This is a genomic window from Rickettsia endosymbiont of Cantharis rufa (assembly GCF_964026445.1).
Classification (GTDB): Bacteria; Pseudomonadota; Alphaproteobacteria; order Rickettsiales; family Rickettsiaceae; genus Rickettsia.
Genome location: NZ_OZ032150.1, coordinates 813,339 through 836,322, shown reverse-complemented (window position 1 = coordinate 836,322; position 22,984 = coordinate 813,339). Strand labels below are relative to the sequence as shown.

The window sequence follows — 22,984 nt, the reverse complement described above, 5'->3', positions numbered from 1 at the left end:
GTTAAAATGAACTTTTTATATGGATTCCGCGATCAAGTCGCGGAATGACAACTAATTGTAGTATAACACAGTACAAAACACATAATAAAAAACTATTCATGTTAAAGATAAAACAGAGCATATATAAAAATAGCTTACAAATAACATTAAAATTGTTGCTTGCTTTGCTATGTTTTTTTATAATATTATTCCCGTTGCTGAGTTATAAAATAGGCATTCAAAGTAGAATTTTTCCGGCGATAGAAATTATATTTATTTATTATTTTATGTCATTATACTCCTTAAATATTTTTGGAATATTTTTTCTTGGATTATTGATAGATCAAACAAGCGGTATGCCTATCAGTGCAAATTCGTTAGTTTTTTTATCTGCATATATAATTTATAAATTATCTTCAAAATTTTTTATAGCTAAAAACTATTTGATAAATTTTGTTGTTTTTTGTGCTTATTGTTTATTTATATTGAATTTTAAATATTTATTAGTAACAATCAAGAAGCTAGAAGCAGATGGATATTTGATAATTTTCTTTCAATTTCTAACAACTATATTTTCTTATAATGTGGTTCGTCTTATACTTGATTCCCCTCTGAGTTACTTTAAAAAGTATGCTAAATAAAAAAATACTCCATGGTGAGTTAATTTCACGAAGGGCTTTTATAATCGGGGTAGGTAAACTCGGATTTCTATCGCTGCTTGGAATAAGAATGTTTTATTTACAGCTTATTAAAAGTGAAGAATATAAGACTTTATCAGATAAGAATCGTATTAGTTTTGTGTTACTCCCGCCTAGTAGAGGAAGGATTTATGATTTAGAAGGCAATATTTTAGCTACTAATAAACCATGTTATCAGCTAGTAATAGATAGGAGTATTAATAATAATTATAGGGATGAATTAGAAATAATTAGTAATATTTTAAATTTATCTCCGGAAAAATATAATCATATCAAACAAAAGATTAAAAAATCTAGTCGTCACACCCCTTTAATAATACTTGATCAGCTTGATTGGCAGCAAGTATCGATGATTGAAGAACAAAAGCACAAACTAACTTCAATATTTATCGATATAGGATATTTAAGATCATATCCTTTTTCAGCTACCGTATCTCATCTAATCGGTTATCTTGGTCAGATAAATGAGCAAGAGAAGCAGGAATTAAATATACATAGTTTAAGTGATTTTAATATTGGTAAATCCGGTATTGAAAAATATTACGATAACAAATTACAAGGAGAATTCGGTTATAAAAAAGTTGAAGTAAACGCTTACGGTAAACAAGTAAGAGAAATAGCAGGAACCCCCACTAAATCAGGGGAAGACATGCCTTTAAATATCGATGCTTCTCTTCAGCAAAATATACAGCAATACTTAAATCCCAAAGGTTCTTCAGCAATAGTTATGGATAGTAGAACCGGAAGTGTACTGATTTGTGCTTCTACGCCCGGTTTTGAATCGAATAATTTTAGTAAATTATCAGAAAGTTATTGGCAAAGTTTAACAAGCGATCCTTATAAACCTTTAATTAATAAGGTAATACAAAACTCGTACCCCCCAGGTTCGGTTTTTAAAATAATTACCGTACTTGCAGCCCTTGAAGTAGGTATTAATCCTAGTAAAACAGTTTTTTGTGACGGTAGTTCTGTCCTTAATACTAATAGCTTTAGATGCTGGAATCATAACGGACACGGGACGATAGATATGATGTCTGCTTTAGAGCATTCTTGTAATATTTATATGTATGAATTAGCAAGAATAGTAGGTCCGAATAAAATTCTTGAAGTTGCAAGAGAATTTGGCTTCGGCTCAAAAACCGGTATTGATTTAGCTCCTGAAAATAGCGGGTTTGTGCCGTCAAAAGAATGGAAGAAGAAAAAATTAAAGCTTCCTTGGTCAATAGGGGATAGTTTTAATTTAGCAATCGGACAGGGATTTTTAGGAGTAACACCGATTCAGCTTGCAAGATTTATTACGGCTATTGCAAGTAACGGCAAGCTATATACGCCTAGAGTATTAAAAAATGATCCAGGGTTTTATAATGTCAATATTAAGCCTGAAAATATCAAAATAATACAGGAAAGTTTATATAATACCGTGAATGTTGCGGGTGGTACGGCGTATTATAATAGAATTTTGGGTGAAAATAGACAGCTTGCCGGTAAAACAGGTACTTCCCAAGTACAAGGTAAACTAAATGCTAAAGATGATTTAAGCCGTGACTCTATTGCCTGGGAAAGACGTAATCATGCTTTGTTTTTAGGCTTTGCTCCTTATCATGACCCTCGATATTCCGTTACTGTTTTTGTTGACCATGGAGGAGGAGGTAGTAAAGCTGCTGCCCCAATAGCTCGCAAAATTATGTCGGACGTGTTGGATAAGTATTTGTAGTTTGTGTCATAACGTGTTGTTATGTGTTATTAATTTGAATATAGATCAAAAGATGGCAAGACTTAATTTAACTATTACGGATAAACTAAATGATAGTTTAGCATGCTCAGCAAAAAGCTTAGATAGATCAAAAGGGTATTCGTATTGATAGAATGATTTATCTTTTTTAACGCTAGATTTTTTTTAAAACACGGATAACCGTATTGATACCCACTTTTAATACTCTTACTGTATCCCTAACTCCAGAGCCATTGATTGACATATCTACTATCTGAGTCTTGACTCCAGGCTTAGAGGTATTATTAATATATTCCAGTTAAAATTATATCCTATAAGTTATTGCCTGCATTCTAACTTATTACCAAGATACACCAACTATTTTTTGTCCAATTTTTTCAGTTCATTATACTTCCAATAATTAATTGTAATAGCTGAGATTCAATCTTACATTTAGTAAAATAAGATAAGTATTAAATAGAGGATTAGAAATGAATCTAAATCAAAAAATAATAAAGCCAAAAATAGGATTACTGGGATTAGCTAGGAGTCTTGGAAGTATATCGTCAGCGTGTAAAGCTATGGGATACAGCAGGGACAGTTATTATAGGTTCAAAGAGCTATATGAAACTGGGGGAGAAGAGGCGTTATATGAGATTAGCCGGAAGAAGCCAATTATAGCAAATAGAGTTGATCCTGCGGTAGAGAGAGCAGTATTAGATATGGCGGTAGAATACCCAGCTTATGGTCAGATGCGAGTATCAAATGAGCTTAAAAAGACTGGTATATAATGAACTGAAAAAATTGGACAAAAAATAGTTGGTGTATCTTGGTAATAAGTTAGAATGCAGGCAATAACTTATAGGATATAAAATGACAAGAAAACAGATACGGAATTTCAGTGCTAAAGAGAAGACAAGGATAGTGTTAGAATTATTAAAAGAGGATGTAACAATATCACAGTTATCATCTAAATATAAGGTTAGCAGCAATAGCATATCACATTGAAAGAAGCAGTTTTATCAAATGCAGCGATAGCATTTGAGCCAGCCAAGGTAGTTAGTGAATATCAGAGCAAATTAATAGACTTAAGGAACGGAATGATGAACTAGCGAAGGATTTGGGGAAAACTACAATCGAGAGGGATTGGGCAGTGGGAAAGCTAAGAAGCTTGGATTTATTAAATAGAAAGAGTCTTGTAGAGTCCAAGCTAGGACAATTACCAAAGACAAGACAATGTGAATTATTAGGGGTTAACCGTTCTTCAGCATATTATAAAGTACAAGAGGTTAGTAGCTATAATATAAGTATATTAAATAGAATAGATGAGATGGTCGTGCCCCCGTATTGCAGCTTAGCATGAATAGTCTATAATCCTCAAACAGTAATAAGAGAGAATTATAGTTAAGGAGTTATGGCAAGAATAGATGTTAAGTGTAGATCAAGAATAGATGTTAAGTGTAGATATTGTAACGACACAGAAAAAGTAGTAAAGGCGGGATATTCAATTTCAAAACAACAGAGATATCAATGCAAGCAGTGTAATCGATATTTTCAACTGTAATATATTAATAATGCCTCTAAGCCTGGAGTCAAGACTCAGATAGTAGATATGTCAATCAATGGCTCTGGAGTTAGGGATACAGTAAGAGTATTAAAAGTGGGTATCAATACGGTTATCCGTGTTTTAAAAAAATCTAGCGTTAAAAAAGATAAATCATTCTATCAATACGATAGAAGTAATTATTGCTCCTGAAATAGATGAACAATGGCCTTATGTACAGAATAAATCCAAACAAAGATGGCTTTGATATTCTTTGGATAAGATTTTGTTAAAAGTAGTTGCTTATACTTTTGGTACAAGATGTGATAGCACATCAGAATCATTACTGAAAAAAACCGGAGGATTTTAAGGTTACTTTTTACTTTACAGATGGATGGGGAAGTTATGCTAGGTTATTAGATCCCAAAAAACACATTGTTAGTAAAAAATATACTCAACGGATAGAACGGGGTAACTTAAATCTTAGAACAAGATGCAAAAGACTGACACGTAAAACAATTTGTTTTTCCAAGTCATTGGATATTCATGATAAAGTCATCGGAACTCTTATTGAACGTATAGCATTTAATATCCACATCTGTAAAATGGAGGCGCGACCTATTAATGATTATCAAAATATAGGAGAACTTAAAGAGGGTATCAATGATTATATCAGTAAATATAATTATCAGAGATTTCATTCAAGTATTGGGTATAAAAAACCCATGAATGTATATCTCGATAGTATACAACATCATACACAAATAGCAGCTTAATTTTGAACAAAATTACCAAGTAAATTACTCGAAATTTTGTCTTGATTTTTCAGTCCATTATATATGTAGGTAATTTTAAAAGTATAGACAAGGTATATTCTCAGGTATTTATTGATAGCTATACTAGGGTTACAGATGCTAAATTATATACTGATAAAACAGCTCTTACCGCTACTGACATGCTTAATGATAGAGTACTGCCGTGGTATGAGAGTCAGCAAATACCAGTACTTCGTATTCTAACTGATAGAGGTGGTAAATATAAGGGCAATATAGAGTATCATGCTTTTGAATTGTTCTTAAGCATTGAGGGTATTGAGTATACTACTACTAAAGCATATTCTCCTCAAACAAATGGTATGTGTGAACGATTTAATAAAACTATGAAACAAGAATTCTTTGATACAGCTATGCGTAAAAAGATTTATACTGATCTTGATGATCTACAACTAGATCTTGATATTTGGTTAGAGCATTACAATAACGAAAGATCACATTCCGGTAAATATCGCTATGGTAAAACGCCTATGCAGACTTTTATGGATAGTAAAAAGTTAGATGTTGAAAAGAATAACGAAATCTTATATCTTGAATACTCATCTGACAGTCATAACTTATCAGACATTCAGATATAGTTTTTATAGTGTCTGTAGGATTAAATCTTGACTTTTACAAATTAATGTCGGTAATTTATTAGACATCCAGCTATATTTATACGAGTTATGAAACTCTTGATCACCCCCATATTCTTGTCTTTATATTATATGAAGAAATTTCTAGTAACTGTTTTCCTTCCGGTACTTCATGCTCACAAAATAAATATGGAATGCTTACATAAAAGAATTTTTTTAATTGATCATTTGTTCGGTTTTCATATAATTTTTTATATCCTCAGCTGAATTAGGTAATTTATATTTAACCACAGTCTCTTCTATTAACCCCACCCAACTATTATCCGGAGCATTATTTATTATAACTAAACCCGCTAATAATTTTTCTAAACTATCTATGATTAATGCAAACATACGACTAAAAGAATGAGTAACCAGCACGCATCGTAATGTATTTCTTCAGCACTATAATTATCTCCATCTCCAGGAAAATCACCTATATATAATGAACCCTGTAAATCCAATTTTGATACAAAATCAATCAAGTAGTTAGTTCCCATACCAGGACCGCTGGGAAGAAAAAGCCAATTAAGTTTACGGGCATTACCTTCTTTTAATTTATTTAACCTATAATTTTTTATAACTTCCTCCTTCATTTAGATATCCTATATGTTGGTGGTTTTAAATTTACTTAGCAAAGACTATTAATATATTGATGCAAAATTAAAAAAGATTAAGATTAAAGAAATGAATATGAATGAAATAAAATTTTTTAGAGCTGGCGGATAGGGTGGGATTCGAACCCACGGTACGGTTACCCGTACGCCAGTTTTCAAGACTAGTGCCTTCAACCGCTCGGCCACCTATCCAAGAAGATTCATACCAAATAATCTTGTATATTTCAAGGAAAATCTTGAAAAAAATATCAATTTTATATTACAAATCCAAATTGTTCTTTAACTTCGTTAACCGTTTCAGAAGCCCTAATTCTTGCTTTTTCTGCTCCTTTGTGCAGTATTTTTAATAAATATTCCCTATCGTTCATTAATTCTAAATATTTATTACGTATCGGTTGTAGATTTGTAATAATAATTTCAGCTAAATCTTCTTTAAATTTTGCAAAACCCTGATTTTGATAATTATCGATTATTTTTTCCAAACTTTCTTCGGATAAACTTCTATAAATATCTAATAAATTACTAATTTCCGGTCTTTCTTCTTTATCATAGCTAACAAAGCTTAAATGATCAGTTTTGGCTTTCTTTATTTTTTGATGAATAAGGTCATTATCATCTTTCAAATTAATACGAGCAAAATCAGATATATCAGATTTACTCATTTTCTTTAATCCATCCCGTAAGCTCATGATTCTTGTGCCGGAACCGTTAATTAGCGGTTCGGGAACTTTTAAAATTTCTTTATTAAATTTCCTATTTATCACTCCCGCAATATCTCTTGTTAGCTCTAAATGCTGTTTTTGATCTTCACCGACAGGTACTATATCAGCTTTATATATCAATATATCCGCTGCCATAAGTACCGGATAGGAAAATAACCCAAGGCAAGCTTTCTCTTGATCGCTACCTGCTTTATCTTTAAATTGCGTCATTCGCTTTAACCATCCAAGCGGTGTAACGCAATTAAGCAACCAGCTAAGCTCTGCATGCTCTTTTACCATACTTTGTACAAAAATCGTTACTTTATCGGACTCTAGACCTGCTGCTAGGTAAATTGCAAGAGTTTCCATAACTGAATTATTAAGTTCTGGCGGTTTAATATCAATTGTGATAGCATGCAAATCTGCCAAGAAGAAAAAACAATTATGTTCTTCCTGCATTTTAACCCAGTTTCTAATTGAACCAAGATAATTACCAAGATGTAAAGAACCGGTTGCTTGCACACCGGAAAGAGCAGTTTTTCTCATTTAATACCTTTTTATTTTACTCGCTATAAATTTATGTTATAAATACCATTTTAATTAATAATTAATTTAATAATTATGCTTTGGCGTTTAAGAATTTTATCATTTTACGGATTATTATCGTTATTTACATCTATTTTCTTTCTTATATGTTACATACCCGTAACATTTTTCAATGTCAACTATCAAATGAGATATAGAATTGCCATTATCTTTTCTTATGCTTTTGTATGGCTTGCAAAAATTTGTTGCGGTCTAAAATATGAAGTAGGGGGGCTGGAGAAATTACCAAAGACAATCTCAATAGTCGTGTCTAATCACCAATCCTTTTGGGATCAAATGTTTATGCAACTGATTATTCCTAAACATTCCTGGGTATTAAAGCGTGAATTATTTAACATACCATTACTTGGTTGGGGACTTCGGATGGTTAAACCGATTGCGGTAGACCGTGGTACTAATAGCTCGGTTGCTCAGATTTTAAGAGAAGGTCAGGAAAAAATAAAGGAAGGATTATGGTTAATAATATTTCCTGAATCAACTAAAGTTCCACCTGATAGAACGGTGAAATTTAAGCCAAGTGCCGTAAAGCTTGCTTCGATTACTAAAGTTCCAATTGTAATGATGGCTCATAATGCTGGTTTATTTTGGCCTAGAGGTTTTTGGTTTAAGCAGCCTGGAACTATAAAAGTAAAGATTATAGGTGTAATAGAAAAAGAAGAGGTGGAGCAAACTGACGTACGTATACTTAATGACAAAATTGAGCAAATAATTAATAGCGAGAAGCAAAAATTATTAAATTAATATTGGTTTATGTAATAATTAGTATTATCATTAAAATACTAATATTGTTATGGAGGTATTATGGTAGGTACAGCACCGTTAAAATTAATTGCAGTTATTGATAGCAAACAAATGATGCTTTACGATGCACAAGGTTTTAAAATCACTACTACTAAGCCTTTAAAATTAGCCTTGGACTCTGAGGAACATCACCACCATAGAGAAAAAAGACAAAGCCTTTACCAAAATAAATCTACACCGGGATCATTGTTTGAGCCGCACACTTCTCTAAAAAATATAGAACATAAAGAAGCAGCACGAAGTGTTATTAAGCATTTAGAAAAAATAGCAGGGAATGGTCAAGTTAAATATAAGGAACTGATTATTGTAGCAGAACCACAAATGCTTGGATGTGTTAGGCAAGAACTTAAAAACAGTCTAAAAAAGATGGTTACTAAAGAAATCGCTAAGGATTTAGTACAACATAGTGCAGACGCAGTCGAGCGAGCGGTATTTTCTTAAATAATTTGAATACTCAGGCAGAAGTGAATCTGTTAAAGTTTCAGCAAATTCTGGAACTTTGATCTGTCGACACTTTTCCGGACAGTTGTCTAAGCGCAATTTTGTATTTCTTCATATTTTACTGGTGATAAATAATCGTTAGCAGAATGCATTCTGATACGGTTATAAAATTCCTCTATATATTCAAATATGGCATATTCTGCCTCCTCCCTAGTTTTAAAATTTATATTGATACATTAATTCTGTTTTTATAGTATGAAAGAAACTTTCGGCAACAGCATTATCCAAGCAATTTCCTTTACGACTCATACTCTATTTGATACCATGTTGTTATAAGGCTCTGTCCAAATAAGTGTGTAAATTTCTCAAAGGTTATATAAAAGAAAATATAACAAAAAGAGAGATTACAATGACACAGAAACAAGATGCTGCAATGGATCAAGCGATAGATTTATTGATCAATAATGATACAAATGTATCAACTTTAGGCCGCACCTCCATTTTACAGATGTGGATATTAAAAGGCTATACGTTCAATAAGAGTTCCGATGACTTTATCATGAATATCCAATGACTTGGAAAAACAAATTGTTTTACGTGTCAGTCTTTTGCATCTTGTTCTAAGATTTAAGTTACCCCGTTCTATCCGTTGAGTATATTTTTTACTAACAATGTGTTTTTTGGGATCTAATAACCTAGCATAACTTCCCCATCCATCTGTAAAGTAAAAAGTAACCTTAAAATCCTCCGGTTTTTTTCAGTAATGATTCTGATGTGCTATCACATCTCGTACCAAAAGTATAAGCAACTACTTTTAACAAAATCTTATCCAAAGAATACCAAAGCCATCTTTGTTTGGATTTATTCTGTACATAAGACCATTGTTCATCTATTTCAGGAGCAATAATTACTTCTATCGTATTGATAGAATGATTTATCTTTTTTAACGCTAGATTTTTTTAAAACACGGATAACCGTATTGATACCCACTTTTAATACTCTTACTGTATCCCTAACTCCAGAGCCATTGATTGACATATCTACTATCTGAGTCTTGACTCCAGGCTTAGAGGCATTATTAATATATTACAGTTAAAAATATCGATTACACTGCTTGCATTGATATCTCTGTTGTTTTGAAATTGAATATCCCGCCTTTACTACTTTTTCTGTGTCGTTATAATATCTACACTTAACATCTATTCTTGATCTACACTTAACATATATTCTTGTCATAACTCCTTAACTATAATTCTCTCTTATTACTGTTTGAGGATTATAGACTATTCATGCTAAGCTGCAATACGGGGGCGCGGCCAAATTGTTAATACTGTTGGTCCTCTTAGTATTTCACATTTCGGACAATTACCTTCGGTTACGGTATCATTTAACATACAAGATGGATATTCAATTAGTGACGCCGTTCCAAAAGTTAATGAGGCTTTAAGAGAGCTACAAATGCCTGCAACCATAACAGGCAGCTTCCAAGGCGCAGCTCAAGCACTTCAGTCGTCTTTTTCCGATCTTGGCTTATTGCTCGGACTTGCCGTTATAGTTATTTATATAATTCTTGGCATGTTATATGAGAGTTTTGTACATCCTATAACAATCCTTTCGGGGCTACCTACGGCTATATTTGGAGCATTACTTACCTTGCTAATATTTAATAGCGAACTTGATATGTACGGATTTGTTGGGCTGATTATGCTAATTGGTATAGTTAAGAAAACGCTATCATGATTATTGACCTTGCTTTAGAACTTGAGAGAACCGGCAATAAATCTTCGCATGAAGCAATCTATGAAGCATATATAATAAGATTCAGACCTATTATAATGACTACCTTAGCTGCATTAATGGGAGCTATGCCCATTGCTCTTGGAGTCGGAGCAACAGGAGCAGAGCGAAGGTCGCTAGGGCTTGCCATAGTCGGTGGTCTACTCACTTCACAATTAACTTACTCTTGGTCGCCCCCCCGTATTGCAGCTTAGCATGAATAGTCTATAATCCTCAAACAGTAATAAGAGAGAATTATAGTTAAGGAGTTATGGCAAGAATAGATGTTAAGTGTAGATCAAGAATAGATGTTAAGTGTAGATATTATAACGACACAGAAAAAGTAGTAAAGGCGGGATATTCAATTTCAAAACAACAGAGATATCAATGCAAGCAGTGTAATCGATATTTTTAACTGTAATATATTAATAATGCCTCTAAGCCTGGAGTCAAGACTCAGATAGTAGATATGTCAATCAATGGCTCTGGAGTTAGGGATACAGTAAGAGTATTAAAAGTGGGTATCAATACGGTTATCCGTGTTTTAAAAAAATCTAGCGTTAAAAAAGATAAATCATTCTATCAATACGATAGAAGTAATTATTGCTCCTGAAATAGATGAACAATGGTCTTATGTACAGAATAAATCCAAACAAAGATGGCTTTGATATTCTTTGGATAAGATTTTGTTAAAAGTAGTTGCTTATACTTTTGGTACAAGATGTGATAGCACATCAGAATCATTACTGAAAAAAACTGGAGGATTTTAAGGTTACTTTTTACTTTACAGATGGATGGGGAAGTTATGCTAGGTTATTAGATCCCAAAAAACACATTGTTAGTAAAAAATATACTCAACGGATAGAACGGGGTAACTTAAATCTTAGAACAAGATGCAAAAGACTGACACGTAAAACAATTTGTTTTTCCAAGTCATTGGATATTCATGATAAAGTCATCGGAACTCTTATTGAACGTATAGCATTTAATACCCACATCTGCAAAATGGAGGTGCGATCCAAATATTTTCTTTATCTAATCTTATTTTAGGACCACTTGCAATAAAGTCATCTGTAAAATTAACAAACAGATCTACTTCTTTTAAAACATCAAGTAAGCTAGTTGATAGCCAACTCTTAAACATTTCTTCTTTTATTAGCTCTAATTGCTTTGGGGAATTTTGCTCTTTTATTTTGGCAACCCTTATATGACCTTTTGGCTTTTTTAGAATATTCACGAATTTATTTCGGGGAATAGCATTATTTAATCTAAATAATGCGTTTTTTAACTCTGCTTTCAGTGTACTGATAAAAGTATCGGCGTCTTGTGGTTGCTTGAGAATATTAAAATACTTTTCTTTATTTTGATAAAAATTCTGTGGTAAATCCTCTTTAGAATTACGATACTTATAACCCCCCTTTACCTAAACTTCTCTACTACTAAGTTTATTTCCTAACTTATTTAGTACACATAATTCTAAATCTATTTCCTTAACTCTACTATTTTTATCAAATATCTTATTCCTATGTGATTTTTGTACCGTCTGTTCTATCTCCAATACTTGATTGCTATAATAATACCGCTTATTGTTATTTATATTATCCTTAATTAAGTTAATAACATTTATAATCTTGTTACTACTTACAGAATTAAATTCTAAGACTTCTATTATCGGCACAATAATTTTCCTATAATAACGAGCAAAAGATTCTCTAGTACTGTAATATAATAAATCACTAAACTTGTTGGCTAGCTTTTTAGTTGATAATTTTTGTTGAATGCCTAACAATTTTTTCTTTGGAAGTTTCGGATATATAACTTTATTAATCAAACCTTCTTCATGATCTAAGATAGTACCTACTAAAATCTCCAATACTCCCCTGTTATCATAATTTTCCTAATCTCTTTTAATTTAGAAAACTTAGCTCTAGATTTGTTCTCTCCAGAAATACAAATTTTTTGAGTTGTATCTAGAAGAATTTCTACGAGAGAATCACTTATATCGGCTTTTCTCATGAAACAGAAAATAATCAGTTGAGCATATTTGCTAGCATCTGGCATCTCTTTTATGGCACTTGGGTATTTATTGACAATATTCCTATAATAGCGTTTTAAGTGCTCAGATGTTAAAGTTGTTACAATCTCTGGATATTTTAGAAGCTTTAAAAATCTTAATTTCTCAGTCTCTGATTTTATGCTTTCTACTGTCGCACCTCTTACCCAACGCATAAGATGATTCATCTTAGACATGCCATCTGTAATAATTAATAGTTCATCTCGATAAGCTTTTGTTTCAATACCCAAACTATCAACTATAGTTCGGAATAAATCTTTTTCATATTGGTATATAGTGCTTTTTACGATTCTACTTATATTAGACTCCTTAATAGAAGAAATACTTGCTTAACTATGAAATCCTGAGCATATTCCTGTAGTACCTCATATTCAAATATTCCTTCACAACTTATTATATTTTTTAAATGTAGCTCCAAATCAATCCTATCAGTCTTATCGGTTTTTTTAACAGCAGAAATATTAAAATGTTGTAGGATTCTTATTTTATAATTCCTAACTGCTCTATCTGAAGGAATTGTAATGCTTGTGGTCTCTAAATCCAACTTAATAGCAATATTAGTTAATAATGAACCTGATATTTTTGGCAAACCATCCAAGAACTTATGATGAGATTCATAATATTTTAACATTATTGCATAATAGGAACGAAATTTCTTTCGGATGGAAGAAATTAATTTATATTGTGAGTCTGTAAATTTTGAATTTAATCGTTTCATAAAAAGTTCCTATAATTCCCAGTCTCGGTACATTTTTAACCAAAACTGCAAAAAATCTGGGAGATTTTATAGCGCAATTATTCTAACTATGAAAGTCATTTCCTAACTCGGCACTTTCTATAACTTTGCCGCTCCTTGCACGATCTTTAGTATTAGGCCTATAGCCAAGGTAGTCGTTTAAATCTTGTTCTTTACATTTATATATTAAGATTTACCATGTGCTTTTTATATGATTAGTCAAAATACGTTAATAATAAGTACATTACTAATTATCTTTCCAGTATTTTATTACTTATTTCTTTATAAGCTCCAGGTTTTAGATTGCTTATTGTAAAACTACCATACTGAACCCTAATTAATTTGTTAACTTTTAGCCCAAAATACCCGAATATTTTTCTAATTTCACGATTTTTTCCTTCAAATAGAATTACTTCAAACCAAGCATTAGTCTTATTTCGTTTAAGCAACTTTATTGACCCTGGATTATAAAATATACCGTCAATTTCTAAATTTTTATAATCGCTTTTTAGTAGAATATCAGGATTCCCATACGCCCTAACATGATATACTCGCTTTAACCTACTTGAAGGTAGCTCAAACTCTCTTGCTAAATCACCGCTATTAGTTAGTAATAACAAACCTTCACTATTTAAATCCAACCTACCTATTGAAATAACACGAGGTAAACCGGATAAATCCTCAAACACGGTTTTACGAGATAAAGGATCTTTATGAGTAGTAATTAAACCGACAGGCTTGTAATATATCCAAAGCCTCGGTTTTTGCGATTGATTGATTAATACGCCTGATACTTCAATTTGATTACTAATCTCAACATTTATAGCCGGTGATAAAATTGTAATGCCATTTACCCTCACTTGCCCTTCAATTATTAGCTTTTCGGCATCGCGCCTAGAACAAACACCTGCATTACTAATTACTTTGGCTAGTCTCTGCATTTTTAAATATAGTAAATTTCAATAGACATCTTCCCAAACCAGCTTATAGAGAGGAATTTAAAGGAGACACGGAAGCACTTGCCACCGCAGCGTACATAGAGGTACGTGAGGGTGCGAGTACCGGCTCGACGTCTAAATTACCTCTAGAAGCGAAGTTTGGGAAAATGTCTAATAAGAATATATAAAAATACTCTTAAAAAGCAATATTAATAATTTGACATTAATTATTAATATAATTATATTATAACTGTTAGATACATTTTAATAAAAATATACAAATGTTAGTTTTACTTATCAAAACTTTTTACTCTTTAAAATTCTTATCTTCTTTTTTTAGCTGATTTTCTTTTTAGCGAAAATTAAATCTTTTTTCTTTAATCTAACTTTCATTAAATTATGCAAAAACTTATTGGTTCAATCCTGTTAATTTCAGGTACTTGTATAGGTAGCGGTATGATAGCACTACCTATGGTATTAGCAAAATTAGGTCTAGTACCTAGTATAATATTGATGTTTATAATTTGGTTTATAATGTATTATACTTCCTTAATTAATCTAGAGCTTAACCTTCAAGCTGGTAAAGGCTTAACACTCGGGGCACTTGGAGAATATTTTTCGGGACGTACTGCTCAAATTATCGGTACGATAAGCCTTAAACTCCTTTCATATGCGTTACTTGCAGTATTTATATACGGCGGCTCTTCAATATTACAAAAGTTATTAACTTTAAATACAAATATAACTTATATAGGAGCATGGTATGTTATTATTAGCATTCTAATATTATTATTACCTCTACAGTTAGTAGATTATATAAATCGGGTGCTATTTATCGGATTACTTACAATAATTGCAATTTTAGTTATTGGACTTGTTTCCATGATTCAGTGGGATGATTTGCCGTTATTCTCACCAAATTATAAAGAAATATCTGTATGGGGTGTAGTAACTCCGATAGTCTTTACTTCATTTGGTTTTCAAGTAATCTTCCATACCCTAACTAATTATTGTAACAAGAATGCTAAAATGCTAAAGACGGCGTTTTTATTTGGAAGCTTAATTCCTGCAATAGTATATATAATTTGGACTTGTAGTATCCTTATTGTAGTACATCATAATAATCCAATATTTTATCAACAAATGATTACAAGTAATATAGAAGTCGGAGACTTAATTAAGGAATTAAGTAATATAGCAAAATGGCAGTCCGTACAATTATTAGTTTGGATAATTTCAACTCTTGCTATCGCTACATCAATACTTGGAGTAGGGGTAGGGTTATGCGATTCTCTTAAAACTATGCTTATGAATGTGATCCCGAATGTGGTAATTCGTAACATAACTGCCGCTATTGTTACTATATTACCGGCTTATATTGTAGCAGTAGTAGTACCGAATGCTTTTATCACAATTTTAGGGTTTGCCGGTATGATTCTTGTAATAATTGCAATTTTATTACCGGTTTATCTGTTATATAAAGCAAAGATAAGTAAATTTTATTATCCAGAATTACAGAAAAAATATTTGATTACTGCATGTGTAATTGTCGGGATACTTATAATGGGCTATGAACTTGTTAATATATTAGCTAAATAAACTATTAAATATTATGATAGTAGAAAAAAATAAAAGATAAATATCGTCATTGCGAGGAAAAACTATAAGTTTTGACGAAGCAATCCAGTTAAAAAATTCTGATTTACAGAATTTTTTTAATCTTTTTCTAGATTGCCACGCCACTTCGCCCCTCTCAATGACTGAAAATCGGTCCACGCAGGCAAAGCACGCTCGCAATGACGATCTGGTACCCATGTCAATAATAACGTTAAAGTAATTCTGGTTTAAACAGAGTTAAAAGTTCTTTTCTCCAAATTACCAAATTTAGAATATTGACTATCATAGTAAAGTGGAACATTTCCAACCGGCCCGTTACGATGTTTTGCAACAATTATATCGGCAATATTATATACTTTGTTGAGCTTATCCAACCATTCAGCATGTTTAACGTCGCCTGCTGCTGGCTCTTTTCTAGTTAGATAATATTCTTCACGATAAATGAACATTACTATATCCGCATCCTGTTCTATAGTTCCTGATTCTCTAAGGTCGGATAGCATCGGTTTTTTGTCCTCACGTAGTTCTACTGCTCTTGAAAGCTGAGATAACGCAATAACCGGAATATTTAACTCTTTTGCGATCGCTTTTAAGCCTTGAGTAATTTCTGAAATTTCGCTAACTCTATTTTCGGATTTACTCGCTCCTCTAATTAGCTGCAAATAATCGATAAATAATATACCGAGATTATGCTTGCGTTTCATTCTTCTAGCTCTTGTTCTTATAGTAGAAATAGATAGAGCAGGGGTATCATCAATAAAAAATTGTAATTCCGATAAAGTATTTGCTTCCTTGCGAAGACGGTTATATTTTTCTTCACCTAGAATCCCCGTACGAAGAGAAGTAGAATCAATTTCTGCACACATTGAAAGTAGACGCGTGGTTAGTTGTTCTGAGGACATTTCTAAAGAGAAAAAACCTACCGACTGAATTTCTTGATTATCGCGAATATTTTTAAGACGCATATTATTACAGGCGTTAAGTGCAAGATTTATAGCAAATGCCGTTTTCCCCATCGATGGACGTCCTGCAAGGATTACAAGATCAGAATTATGAAAACCGAATAATTTATTATCTAAATCAAACAGACCGGTAGATATACCAATTACATGATCGTTATTTTTCATAGCTCTATTAATGCTAGCTAATGACTCTGAAATAGATATACCGATTCTAGTAAAGCTCTTTTCGTTTAAGCTTTCACTAGCTAAATCGTAAAGTTTAGCTTCGGCATGTTCGATCTGTTCTCTTGCTTCAAATTCTAATGAGGAGTTATAAGCGTCATTTACTACTTCTTCGCCGATATTTATTAAATTACGCTTTATTGCTAAATTATATATTATTTTACCGTAGTCCACCGGATTTATTACCATCATTGACATAGTTATCAACTTTGCTAAATATTCCGTCTCTTCCATTTCCTTAAATAACTCATCTTGAGTTAGCATACTACGCAACGTTACAGGAGTAGCTATCAGACCTTTCTCGGTAATTTTCTCAATTGCATTATAGATTTTTTGATGAATAGGCTCAAAGAAATGTTCTAAACGCAAAAACTCTGATACGTAACTGAGTAATTCATTATTGGTTAGAATTGCTCCGAGCAGCATCTGCTCAGCCTGAACATTAGAAGGTAAGACCCTTGGTATGGGTAAATTATCTTCGTTATCAGTTAGTGTACTTACTTCCTTATTTATTTTATTACGTGCCATTTTGTTTGTTAAAGTTTATTGTTATTGGAGCGTCATTACGAGCGGTCAAGGACCTTGTTGCATGGCTCAAAAAATCTGCTCGATGTCATTCCCGCGAAAGCGGGAATCCACGGTAAAGCGAGATAAATCGAGCTTTTAGTTTCAAAAATTCGCTATATTTACACTTTTTACTGGATTCCCGCTTTCGCGGGAATGACATCAAGTGCTTTTTTCGATCAACGCAACAATGCCTCGCGGGAATGACATCGGAGTCGAGCGACAAAACACAGAACATTTTACATTATTCATTTTTTGCTTCATTTCTACGTTCAGCAATTAATTTATCTACTAAACTCTCTTCAGGCGGAGAATATTTATTAATCATATTACGAGCTTTTTCTAATGCAAGTTTTAATAGTACAGTTGAGATTTTATTACTCATAACTACCCCCAGCGTTTAATTAAATTAGTTTCAATATCGAAAAAATCTAAAACTCTAGTAATAGAATGATTCACTATATCATCTATTGCTTTAGGGTTATTATAAAAAGCCGGTACGGGCGGTGCTATGATGCCACCGTAACTCGCTACTTTTAACATATTTTCCAAGTGTCCAATATGTAGTGGAGTCTCTCGTGTCATTAAAATAAATTTTCTTCTGTCTTTAAGTACAACACCTGCCGCTCTACTAATTAAACTATCTTCCATTGAGTGAGCAATGCTTGCTAAGGTCTTCATGCTACAAGGGGCTATGATCATCCCCAAAGTTTTAAAAGAACCACTTGAAATAGTAGCCCCTAAATCCTTATCATCATAACAATAATTTGCGAGTAACTTAACTTCATCTATAGAATATTTAGTTTCGAGCTTTATAGTAAGAGTTGCTCCTTCCGAAATAACTAAATGAGTCTCGATATTTTGCTCTTTTAATACTTCAAGCAAACGAATACCGTATATAGCACCCGAAGCTCCGGAAATTGCTATAATAATTTTTTTCATCTAGGTTTCTATAATTTATCAGTTTAGTATATAATAAAAAAAAATATATAAAACATATAATATGCGAATAGCAAAAATATTATTACCGGCGGCAAAATTATTCCCTTTAGATTACTTAGTACCGGAAGATTTAGAGCTAAACATCGGTGATCTTGTTGTAGTGCCGTTTAGAAATAAGGAATTAACCGGTATAATATGGGAGTTCACCACTGTTCCTAAAGCGAAAAAGCTAAAAACCGTAAAAGAAAAAGTGCCACTAAATTTAAATCTTACTTCAGAAGTTTTAGAATTAATTAAATGGATGAGTGGTTACTATATGTCAGAACTTGGAAGTATAGCCAAGTTAGTATTACCTATAGATATTGCAGAGAAACCGATCAAAGTTAAAGAGCAGAAAATAAACAATAACTTTGTGCTACCGGATTTGTCAGAAGAGCAGAAACAAGCAGTAATAGTCTTAAATGAAAGCAATAAGCCTGTGATTATTAAAGGTGTTACGGGGTCAGGTAAAACGGAAATATATTTTCATTTAATAGCAGAATACTTAGCAAAAGGTAAACAAGTGCTTGCGATGCTGCCTGAAATTGCTTTAAGTACCCAAATTATTAATCGCTTTATAGAGCGATTTGGTTTTGAACCTATAATATGGAACTCAAGCGTTACTAAAGCTCAAAAGAAAATGATTTTAAGAGGTATATTAAGTGATAAAGTTAAGGTGGTAATCGGGGCTAGAAGTAGTTTATTTTTGCCTTTTAAAAATCTCGGTTTAGTGGTTATAGATGAAGAACATGACGATTCCTATAAACAAGATGACGGTATATTATATAATGCAAGAGATACGGCTATCGTAAGAAGCAAATTCGATAAAGCACAAATTGTTTTGTGTTCAGCAACGCCGTCTATTGAAACGATGTATAATGTGAAAATAGGTAAATATCAATTAATTACTCTAGTTAATAGATATAAAAATGTCGACTTACCGAATATAGAAATGATCGACATGACCAAAGAGAAGTTATCTAAGAATTTCTATTTATCTAAGATTCTTATAGAAGCTATCAAAGGTAATTTAGATAATAAAAAGCAAACAGTATTATTTCTTAATAGGCGTGGTTATGCTCCGCTAATGCTATGCAAAGCTTGTGGTCACAGATTTACCTGTAAATTTTGCTCTTCTTGGATGGTAGTACATAAAGCAATTAAAAAACTTGAATGTCATCATTGCGGTTATCAAAGTAAAATTTTTAATTCTTGCCCTGAATGTCTAGAAGATAAGGCATTAACTATTTGCGGTCCAGGAATAGAAAGAATAGAGGAGGAAGTAAAGGCACTCTTTCCTGAGAGTAAAATTGCGGTGATAAGTAAAGATCATGCTAAAAATCCTGAAAAAATAGCAAAGCTTCTACATCAAATGGAAAATCTAGAAATTGATATTTTAATAGGTACACAAATAATAACAAAAGGTTATCACTTTCCGAATCTTACCCTAGTCGGTGTAATAGATGCTGACCTTGGGAGTAACAATGCTGATCTTAGAGCATCTGAGCGAACTTTCCAGTTACTACATCAAGTAGGCGGTAGAGCAGGGAGGGGAGATAGTAAAGGGGTGGTATATTTGCAGAGCTATTATCCTGATAATATTATTTTTAGTTACGTTAAAACCGGTGACGAAGAGAATTTTTTTGCAAATGAACTCGGAATAAGAAAATCCGCTGATATGCCGCCGTTTTCTAAAATGGCATCGGTAATTTTATCAGGTTCCAGTGAGTCTAAAATTTTAGAAATAGCTAGGGATATGGTCCGAATTGCACCAAAAGCAAACGTGAAAATTTTAGGACCGGCAAGCTCATTAATGTCAAAGCTTGCCGGTAAATATCGTTACCGAATACTTATTATAGTCGATAAGAAATTTAATTTGCAGAAATATTTAAAATTTTGGCTAAGCCTTATAAAAATTCCCCCTTTTTGCCAAATAAAAATAGATATCGATCCTAAGAGTTTTTATTAGCTTCTATACCTTTCTCCCTTATTCTTTGGTGGAACACTAGATGAATTAGAAGAAGGATTAGTAAGAGATTTTTGTATTTCTGCTATAGCTTTTTTAGTATTTTGAGTAGAATTTTTTATAGCATCTTTGTAAAAAGCAGCTTTAGTCTTATCTCCAGTAAAAGAATATTTTATAAAATTACCAATATTTTTCCAAATAGGAGTATTATCCATTTTTGTAGTTTCTTCGCACCATTTACCTACCTCTTTCAGTCTTGTTTCAACTTTAGCTATAGCAGATGGATTATGTTTATTATCATCATAAATCTGAATAATATTAGTTACTTTTTCTTTAAATTCGATGTGTTTACTACTTTGTTTTAAATTAGCTATTATATCATCACTGTTTACTAATTCTCTAAGATTATCAATTATATCAGATAATTTAGGTGGTTCAGGTAGTTTATAATGTTGATTGATTTTCTCAAATTTATCTTTATGTGGGTGATTCTTTATTAGATCGTCTTCTATAAAAGAAATAAACTCTTTTTGAGGTACCTCTACTTGTTTTATTAGCCGTCCTAATGATTGTTCATAAGCTTTAACAGTAACATCAAGACGCTTCCCTGCCATAGAACCACTTAATTCTATATAGCGGCTAAATTCCGGAATCAAAGCATCTTTGGTATCAATATTATGATTTTTAAAAAATCTCTCTATTTTCTCTTTCACGGTTAAATTAGATTGTGGTTTATGCGTTTCTTCGCTTGCTATTTGGCTATGGGTGATATCTTTATAAAGCCGATTAATTCTCTCAAATTTATCTTTATGTGGATGCTCTTCTATCAGATTTTCCATAAGATTCATAAATTGTTCTCGGTTATTTACATCTATTGCTTTAACTATATTTGATAATGTTCTGTCATAAGTATTAATAATCGAGTTAACCCGATTTGGATTTTGTGTATTTTTAGTCGAAGATACATAATGAAATAAATCCTCAACTCCAAAGTCATGAAGCTCTATACTACTGTTAGTTAAAAAGGATCTTATTGCCCCCCTTTTTTCTTGTTCGGAAGTTGAATTTGGAGATATAGTAGGTTTTTGAGGCGCATTATCATGCTGTGTTGTTCTTGCGATTTTTTGCTGCTGTGTTATAATAGTTGGATTAACATGTTTTGCTTCCTGTCCTTTTTGAGGAGATGTGGTATCGACAAATATATCAAGTGCTTGGGAATGTGTAGTTAAATAAGTCTGTTTTTTATGCCCCTCGTCCCGTGCCTTTATTTTCTCAGAAGTAGGCTTTGGAGGAACGGTTGGTTTTGTATTTTTTGGTGGGTTATTTGACATATTTGATTTCTTTTCCCACTCCTTTATTTTTTCTTTTACTGATTTTGGAATATTATCTTGTGCCATATTAAACTCCTATATTTATTTACAGAATTAAACCATATTTTAATTTTCGTCATTTTGCTTAAATTTTTTATAGATTACAAGTAAAATTTCTTTTTGTAGTGCGATATTTTTATTATAAGATAGTTTAAGCTATATATTAGAATCCAAGTTATTAACCAAAATGAGATATGAATTTTATGTACCCTCTTATTAGACTTAGAAGAAATAGAAAAGCATTTTGGCTTAGAGAGTTAATAGCTGAAAGTAATTTATCAATCAATGATTTAGTGCTACCTTTATTTGTTGTTGAAGGGCATAATGAAAGACAAGAAATTAAGACTATGCCTGGTATATACCGTTTATCGATCGATCAAGTAGTAGAAACGGCAAAAGAAGCAACAGAGCTTGGTATCAATGCTATCGCATTATTTCCGAGTATTGATCGAAGTCTAAAAAGTGAGAATGCCGATGAGGCTTATAATTTAGATAATTTAATATGTAGAACTATTAGAAGCATCAAAAATGCTAATATCGATATCGGTATAATATGCGATGTAGCACTTGATCCTTATACCACGCATGGTCATGACGGTATTGTGCATCATGGGGAAGTTGATAATGATAGATCAGTAAGAGCTTTGTGTAATCAAGCATTAGTGTTAGCAAAAGCCGGAGTAGATATTGTTGCACCTTCTGATATGATGGATGGAAGAATCGGAGCTATAAGGGAATATCTCGACAAAGAAGGTTTTATAAATGTTGGGATTCTTGCTTATGCGGCTAAGTATGCTTCAAGCTTTTACGGTCCGTTTCGCGATGCAGTTAGGAGTAATAAAAAGAATTATTTAGATAAATCAAGCTATCAAATGGATGTGCGTAATATTAAGGAAGCAATGCTTGAGATTGAGCATGATATAGCAGAGGGAGCCGATATGGTAATGGTTAAGCCCGGTATGCCGTTTTTGGATGTTATTCGTGAAGCAGCAAATAATTTTAATGCTAAAATTTTTGCATATCAGGTTAGCGGAGAATATGCAATGTTAAAATTTGCAGCCGAAGCAGGGGCGTTAGATTTTGAAAAATCTTTAATTGAATCATTAATTAGTTTTAAACGCGCTGGAGCAACTGCTATATTTACTTACGCAACTCTCGAAGTAGCTGAAATATTAAAGAAAAATAAAATTAAGTAGAACACAGCTTTTATCTTTGATATATAATAAATATTATG

At 32.3% G+C, this 22,984-nt stretch carries 28 protein-coding genes, 1 tRNA gene and 8 pseudogenes; 19 read left to right on the top strand and 18 right to left on the bottom strand.

The features are described from left to right. Positions 1 to 98: 98 nt before the first annotated feature. Together AAGD46_RS04765 and mrdA are read left to right on the top strand one after the other, a co-directional pair. Positions 99 to 620 (top strand): hypothetical protein, encoded by a 522-nt coding sequence (locus AAGD46_RS04765; RefSeq protein WP_341787901.1) that lies wholly within the window; start codon positions 99 to 101, stop codon positions 618 to 620. Further along, positions 610 to 2,391: a penicillin-binding protein 2 gene (gene mrdA, locus AAGD46_RS04760; RefSeq protein ID WP_341786745.1), complete on the top strand. Its 1,782-nt coding sequence runs from the start codon at positions 610 to 612 to the stop codon at positions 2,389 to 2,391. The genes AAGD46_RS04765 and mrdA overlap by 11 nt, the downstream gene beginning before the upstream one ends. Positions 2,392 to 2,563: 172 nt before the next feature. Here mrdA and AAGD46_RS04755 read toward each other — a convergent pair whose 3' ends face one another. After that, on the bottom strand, positions 2,564 to 2,653 hold the full coding sequence (locus tag AAGD46_RS04755) for an IS1-like element transposase (protein WP_341786649.1): 90 nt from the start codon (positions 2,651 to 2,653) through the stop codon (positions 2,564 to 2,566). A 226-nt stretch (positions 2,654 to 2,879) separates the two neighbouring features. Between AAGD46_RS04755 and AAGD46_RS04750 the strand changes: the two are divergent. The 7 genes and pseudogenes from AAGD46_RS04750 to AAGD46_RS04730 all read left to right on the top strand — a co-directional run. After that, positions 2,880 to 3,176 (top strand): annotated as a pseudogene (locus AAGD46_RS04750) (helix-turn-helix domain-containing protein); the annotation flags it as partial. Between the two features lie 332 nt (positions 3,177 to 3,508). Continuing rightward, positions 3,509 to 3,751: a hypothetical protein gene (locus AAGD46_RS04745; RefSeq protein ID WP_341786744.1), complete on the top strand. Its 243-nt coding sequence runs from the start codon at positions 3,509 to 3,511 to the stop codon at positions 3,749 to 3,751. A 249-nt stretch (positions 3,752 to 4,000) separates the two neighbouring features. Continuing rightward, entirely contained in the window at positions 4,001 to 4,144 is a 144-nt protein-coding gene (locus tag AAGD46_RS09135; RefSeq protein ID WP_341786690.1) for an IS1-like element transposase, read from the top strand. Continuing rightward, on the top strand, positions 4,101 to 4,199 hold the full coding sequence (locus AAGD46_RS09130; protein ID WP_410525950.1) for an IS1 family transposase: 99 nt from the start codon (positions 4,101 to 4,103) through the stop codon (positions 4,197 to 4,199). Before AAGD46_RS09135 ends, AAGD46_RS09130 begins: the two co-directional genes overlap by 44 nt. A 157-nt stretch (positions 4,200 to 4,356) precedes the next feature. Beyond that, positions 4,357 to 4,458, top strand: a pseudogene (locus AAGD46_RS09125) (IS1 family transposase); the annotation flags it as partial. A 78-nt stretch (positions 4,459 to 4,536) separates the two neighbouring features. Further along, entirely contained in the window at positions 4,537 to 4,707 is a 171-nt protein-coding gene (locus AAGD46_RS04735; RefSeq protein WP_341787966.1) for an IS3 family transposase, read from the top strand. 50 nt (positions 4,708 to 4,757) lie between these two features. Next, positions 4,758 to 5,342, top strand: a pseudogene (locus AAGD46_RS04730) (integrase core domain-containing protein); the annotation flags it as partial. Positions 5,343 to 5,555: 213 nt separating this feature from the next. Here AAGD46_RS04730 and AAGD46_RS04725 read toward each other — a convergent pair. From AAGD46_RS04725 to trpS, 4 genes are all read right to left on the bottom strand, one after another. After that, entirely contained in the window at positions 5,556 to 5,732 is a 177-nt protein-coding gene (locus AAGD46_RS04725) for a hypothetical protein (protein WP_341786743.1), read from the bottom strand. Then, entirely contained in the window at positions 5,720 to 5,974 is a 255-nt protein-coding gene (locus tag AAGD46_RS04720; RefSeq protein WP_341786742.1) for a hypothetical protein, read from the bottom strand. The genes AAGD46_RS04725 and AAGD46_RS04720 overlap by 13 nt, the downstream gene beginning before the upstream one ends. Positions 5,975 to 6,097: 123 nt before the next feature. Next, a tRNA-Ser gene (locus tag AAGD46_RS04715) sits at positions 6,098 to 6,187 on the bottom strand. 62 nt (positions 6,188 to 6,249) lie between these two features. Next, positions 6,250 to 7,242 carry a tryptophan--tRNA ligase gene (gene trpS / locus AAGD46_RS04710; RefSeq protein WP_341786741.1) on the bottom strand — a complete coding sequence of 331 codons (993 nt, stop codon included), beginning with the start codon at positions 7,240 to 7,242 and terminating at the stop codon, positions 6,250 to 6,252. A gap of 75 nt (positions 7,243 to 7,317) precedes the next feature. On the opposite strand from trpS, the gene AAGD46_RS04705 reads away from it, so the two are divergent. Continuing rightward, positions 7,318 to 8,043, top strand: a complete 726-nt coding sequence (locus AAGD46_RS04705) for a lysophospholipid acyltransferase family protein (RefSeq protein ID WP_341786740.1) — start codon at positions 7,318 to 7,320, stop codon at positions 8,041 to 8,043. A 60-nt stretch (positions 8,044 to 8,103) separates the two neighbouring features. Beyond that, on the top strand, positions 8,104 to 8,544 hold the full coding sequence (locus AAGD46_RS04700) for a host attachment protein (RefSeq protein ID WP_341786739.1): 441 nt from the start codon (positions 8,104 to 8,106) through the stop codon (positions 8,542 to 8,544). Between the two features lie 89 nt (positions 8,545 to 8,633). On the opposite strand, the pseudogene AAGD46_RS04695 reads toward AAGD46_RS04700, so the two are convergent. Then, positions 8,634 to 8,856, bottom strand: a pseudogene (locus AAGD46_RS04695) (IS3 family transposase); the annotation flags it as partial. A gap of 97 nt (positions 8,857 to 8,953) precedes the next feature. Between AAGD46_RS04695 and AAGD46_RS04690 the strand changes: the two are divergent. After that, positions 8,954 to 9,118 carry a hypothetical protein gene (locus tag AAGD46_RS04690; RefSeq protein WP_341786738.1) on the top strand — a complete coding sequence of 55 codons (165 nt, stop codon included), beginning with the start codon at positions 8,954 to 8,956 and terminating at the stop codon, positions 9,116 to 9,118. Here the strand turns inward: AAGD46_RS04690 and AAGD46_RS09120 are convergent. From AAGD46_RS09120 to AAGD46_RS09110, 3 genes and pseudogenes are all read right to left on the bottom strand, one after another. After that, positions 9,062 to 9,226 (bottom strand): annotated as a pseudogene (locus tag AAGD46_RS09120) (IS1 family transposase); the annotation flags it as partial. The gene AAGD46_RS04690 and the pseudogene AAGD46_RS09120 sit on opposite strands and share 57 nt — an antisense overlap. Positions 9,227 to 9,281: 55 nt before the next feature. Then, positions 9,282 to 9,437, bottom strand: coding sequence for an IS1 family transposase (locus tag AAGD46_RS09115; RefSeq protein WP_410525963.1), 156 nt, complete (start codon positions 9,435 to 9,437; stop codon positions 9,282 to 9,284). Position 9,438: 1 nt separating this feature from the next. Continuing rightward, positions 9,439 to 9,582: an IS1-like element transposase gene (locus tag AAGD46_RS09110; protein ID WP_341786690.1), complete on the bottom strand. Its 144-nt coding sequence runs from the start codon at positions 9,580 to 9,582 to the stop codon at positions 9,439 to 9,441. Between the two features lie 279 nt (positions 9,583 to 9,861). On the opposite strand from AAGD46_RS09110, the pseudogene AAGD46_RS04680 reads away from it, so the two are divergent. The 4 genes and pseudogenes from AAGD46_RS04680 to AAGD46_RS09095 form a co-directional block, all read left to right on the top strand. Then, positions 9,862 to 10,535 (top strand): annotated as a pseudogene (locus AAGD46_RS04680) (efflux RND transporter permease subunit); the annotation flags it as partial. A gap of 254 nt (positions 10,536 to 10,789) precedes the next feature. Beyond that, positions 10,790 to 10,933 (top strand): IS1-like element transposase, encoded by a 144-nt coding sequence (locus tag AAGD46_RS09105; RefSeq protein ID WP_341786690.1) that lies wholly within the window; start codon positions 10,790 to 10,792, stop codon positions 10,931 to 10,933. Then, positions 10,890 to 10,988, top strand: a complete 99-nt coding sequence (locus AAGD46_RS09100) for an IS1 family transposase (RefSeq protein ID WP_410525956.1) — start codon at positions 10,890 to 10,892, stop codon at positions 10,986 to 10,988. Before AAGD46_RS09105 ends, AAGD46_RS09100 begins: the two co-directional genes overlap by 44 nt. An 88-nt stretch (positions 10,989 to 11,076) precedes the next feature. Further along, a complete protein-coding gene (locus AAGD46_RS09095) occupies positions 11,077 to 11,370 on the top strand; it encodes an IS1 family transposase (protein ID WP_410525975.1) in 294 nt (97 codons plus the stop codon). Here the strand turns inward: AAGD46_RS09095 and AAGD46_RS04670 are convergent. From AAGD46_RS04670 to AAGD46_RS04650, 5 genes are all read right to left on the bottom strand, one after another. Next, positions 11,306 to 11,557, bottom strand: a complete 252-nt coding sequence (locus AAGD46_RS04670; protein WP_341786737.1) for a hypothetical protein — start codon at positions 11,555 to 11,557, stop codon at positions 11,306 to 11,308. The two genes, AAGD46_RS09095 and AAGD46_RS04670, sit on opposite strands and share 65 nt — an antisense overlap. Positions 11,558 to 11,743: 186 nt before the next feature. Next, positions 11,744 to 12,193, bottom strand: coding sequence for a hypothetical protein (locus tag AAGD46_RS04665; RefSeq protein WP_341786736.1), 450 nt, complete (start codon positions 12,191 to 12,193; stop codon positions 11,744 to 11,746). Beyond that, entirely contained in the window at positions 12,181 to 12,624 is a 444-nt protein-coding gene (locus AAGD46_RS04660; RefSeq protein ID WP_341786735.1) for a hypothetical protein, read from the bottom strand. The genes AAGD46_RS04665 and AAGD46_RS04660 overlap by 13 nt, the downstream gene beginning before the upstream one ends. Positions 12,625 to 12,689: 65 nt before the next feature. After that, positions 12,690 to 13,112 (bottom strand): hypothetical protein, encoded by a 423-nt coding sequence (locus tag AAGD46_RS04655; protein ID WP_341786734.1) that lies wholly within the window; start codon positions 13,110 to 13,112, stop codon positions 12,690 to 12,692. 269 nt (positions 13,113 to 13,381) lie between these two features. Beyond that, a complete protein-coding gene (locus tag AAGD46_RS04650; RefSeq protein ID WP_341786733.1) occupies positions 13,382 to 14,071 on the bottom strand; it encodes a pseudouridine synthase in 690 nt (229 codons plus the stop codon). A gap of 396 nt (positions 14,072 to 14,467) precedes the next feature. Here AAGD46_RS04650 and AAGD46_RS04640 point away from each other — a divergent pair. After that, a pseudogene (locus AAGD46_RS04640) lies at positions 14,468 to 15,562 on the top strand (amino acid permease); the annotation flags it as partial. Positions 15,563 to 15,912: 350 nt separating this feature from the next. Here AAGD46_RS04640 and AAGD46_RS04635 read toward each other — a convergent pair. From AAGD46_RS04635 to AAGD46_RS04625, 3 genes are all read right to left on the bottom strand, one after another. Then, positions 15,913 to 17,397 (bottom strand): replicative DNA helicase, encoded by a 1,485-nt coding sequence (locus AAGD46_RS04635; RefSeq protein WP_341786732.1) that lies wholly within the window; start codon positions 17,395 to 17,397, stop codon positions 15,913 to 15,915. 280 nt (positions 17,398 to 17,677) lie between these two features. Continuing rightward, on the bottom strand, positions 17,678 to 17,818 hold the full coding sequence (locus tag AAGD46_RS04630) for a hypothetical protein (protein ID WP_341786731.1): 141 nt from the start codon (positions 17,816 to 17,818) through the stop codon (positions 17,678 to 17,680). Between the two features lie 2 nt (positions 17,819 to 17,820). Continuing rightward, on the bottom strand, positions 17,821 to 18,375 hold the full coding sequence (locus AAGD46_RS04625) for a flavin prenyltransferase UbiX (protein ID WP_341786730.1): 555 nt from the start codon (positions 18,373 to 18,375) through the stop codon (positions 17,821 to 17,823). Positions 18,376 to 18,436: 61 nt separating this feature from the next. Between AAGD46_RS04625 and AAGD46_RS04620 the strand changes: the two genes are divergently transcribed. After that, positions 18,437 to 20,383 (top strand): primosomal protein N', encoded by a 1,947-nt coding sequence (locus AAGD46_RS04620; RefSeq protein ID WP_341786729.1) that lies wholly within the window; start codon positions 18,437 to 18,439, stop codon positions 20,381 to 20,383. 1,168 nt (positions 20,384 to 21,551) lie between these two features. On the opposite strand, the pseudogene AAGD46_RS09090 reads toward AAGD46_RS04620, so the two are convergent. Further along, a pseudogene (locus tag AAGD46_RS09090) lies at positions 21,552 to 21,777 on the bottom strand (hypothetical protein); the annotation flags it as partial. Positions 21,778 to 21,953: 176 nt separating this feature from the next. Here AAGD46_RS09090 and hemB point away from each other — a divergent pair. Continuing rightward, positions 21,954 to 22,946 (top strand): porphobilinogen synthase, encoded by a 993-nt coding sequence (gene hemB / locus AAGD46_RS04610; RefSeq protein ID WP_341786727.1) that lies wholly within the window; start codon positions 21,954 to 21,956, stop codon positions 22,944 to 22,946. Positions 22,947 to 22,984: the final 38 nt, after the last annotated feature.